This is a genomic window from uncultured Endozoicomonas sp. (genome assembly GCF_947495845.1).
In the GTDB taxonomy this organism is placed as follows: Bacteria; Pseudomonadota; Gammaproteobacteria; order Pseudomonadales; family Endozoicomonadaceae; genus Endozoicomonas.
On the sequence record NZ_CANMAO010000069.1, the window covers coordinates 1 to 1,981 of the forward strand.

General features: G+C 42.4%; 1 protein-coding gene. It reads left to right on the forward strand.

What is annotated here, in order from left to right:
- Positions 1 to 169: 169 nt before the first annotated feature.
- On the forward strand, positions 170 to 1,981 hold a 1,812-nt coding region (locus Q1B11_RS20065), incomplete at its 3' end, for a protein kinase (RefSeq protein WP_299735764.1).

A 1,981-nucleotide genomic window follows, 5' to 3' on the forward strand; every position in this document is an offset into this window, starting at 1 on the left:
ATAGTTCGTCGATGTTGGTTTGTTTGAAATTATGCAATCTGACCAAACTTCCGTTTTATGGAAAATCTAAAGTCGAGAACCTTACTTTTCGACAGATCGTCACCCTTCGATAAAAGTCACGGTCCCAGCCGTCGATATCTTCAGAATCAGGGAAATGCTGGAGCATACAATGCCAACCAAAAGAGCTGGACAGCCACACAACAATATAAGCTCAAATACCGGGAATACTCGTCCATTGTCTGAAACGCCGGAGGGCAGCACCAAAGGGTATAAAGTAACTCCAACCCTTATTAATCGCGCCATCAATAAAATCAAAGACATGGTATCTGGCAATAAAAAATCATTAACTGATGATTACCATATTAACGTTGCTCACACGGCTAAAGAGCTGTTTCCAGAGCACAATGGTAAGCTTGAAGCGTTCAACTTAGATAAAATGCAGATCCGGGAAAATCTGAGCACTGGTGACAAAGCCTTTATTGCTAAAGGCGGTTTCGGGGAGGTATTTGAAGTAGCAATGAATTCATCAGACTCTGAAAAGATACAAGTTCGAGGCTCTGATGTTTTTTTGCTTAATGGGAAAAATGGTCAAACAATCCCTTTGAATAATCTGGTATTCAAATATACACAACTAAATAAAGATGAAGACGACTCTGAAGGCCGCCCTATTGAAAACAAGTCTCTACTAGATAATTTACACTTTTTTGATCAAGAGTCTGGAGAAGAGCTTCTATTAACCGATCTGAGCGCAAAGATCATAGATCCAAAAACCGGCCATACCACGTTTCTTGATGAAAATGCACTTAGCGAAGCCATTAAAGCCAGTTTTAAGGCCGAGGTAGGCAGTCCTGGAAAACTACAAAGACAAACTGTCGTCAAAGATATAAAGCTATCGGGCCATCAGGCCATACGTAATCAGCAAGTAAATAATATTCAGTATGAAATAGACCTGCAAAACGCCATTTCCAGTGCTCCCAAAATCAGAGGCGGTGAGCTATGTGATGAAGATACATATCGCATTGCCATGGATAATGGTGGTTATGAATTAAGTTCACTCCTGAGCATGGCATTATCCAACACAAAGAAGGGCCAACAATACGCAGTCTCAAAACACGCCACGAAACTTCCTGAGGATCAGGTAAGAGCACTTGGACGCCAGATGCTTAAACAGCTGAGAGATGTTCACGCTACAGGTATCTGTCATCGTGATATAAAGCCGAAGAACATCCTGATAGACAACAAAGGTTGCATTAAGCTCGTCGACTTTGGTTTGGCGAAATATGACGAACAGGCCTTAGCCGAGCCTGAAAAGCCGATTTTTACTGGTTATTCTGGCACTCTTAGCTACCTCCCACCCGAGCTTGTAATGACAGGCGAGCAGAGCCTTAAGGGGGATGTTTGGGCAATGGGGTTAACATTGATAGAAATGCTCACAGGCTGGACAGCTAAACTGGTTAAAGAAAAGAACAATCAGCTCACTTTCGACCAAGAGATGTTTTGGGATTTTAGCCATGATGTGTTAAATAAGTCAGGCATCAGCAAGGACGCCAGAGAACTTATTCTAAACATGATAAAGGAGGATCCCGCTAAACGAATGACTGCCCGTGATGCACTGAAACTTCCCTTTTTCACGCCTCCTCCAGTCAGTGAAATGAGTGTTTTTGAACTACAGATAACCCATGATGAAGCCTTGAATGACCTAATCTCATCTGAAGTTGCTTTGCAAGAGGCTCCTGATGACCGGAACAACCAACTGGATGTTCGCTATTATCAGCGTAAGGTCATTAGTCTCCAGCGGTGTATTGAGTTACGAGAGCAAATCAATCTTTTTAATCGCACTACCGGTGATCAGATCGACTATCAACACAGCGAAGATACTCACCAAAGTGAGATTAAATTGCTAACGGTGTTTGTCAACATAGTTGTCGCCTCAACTCAGGCAGCTTTACTTAGTTGCCCGTCAATACATTTATCAGGATTA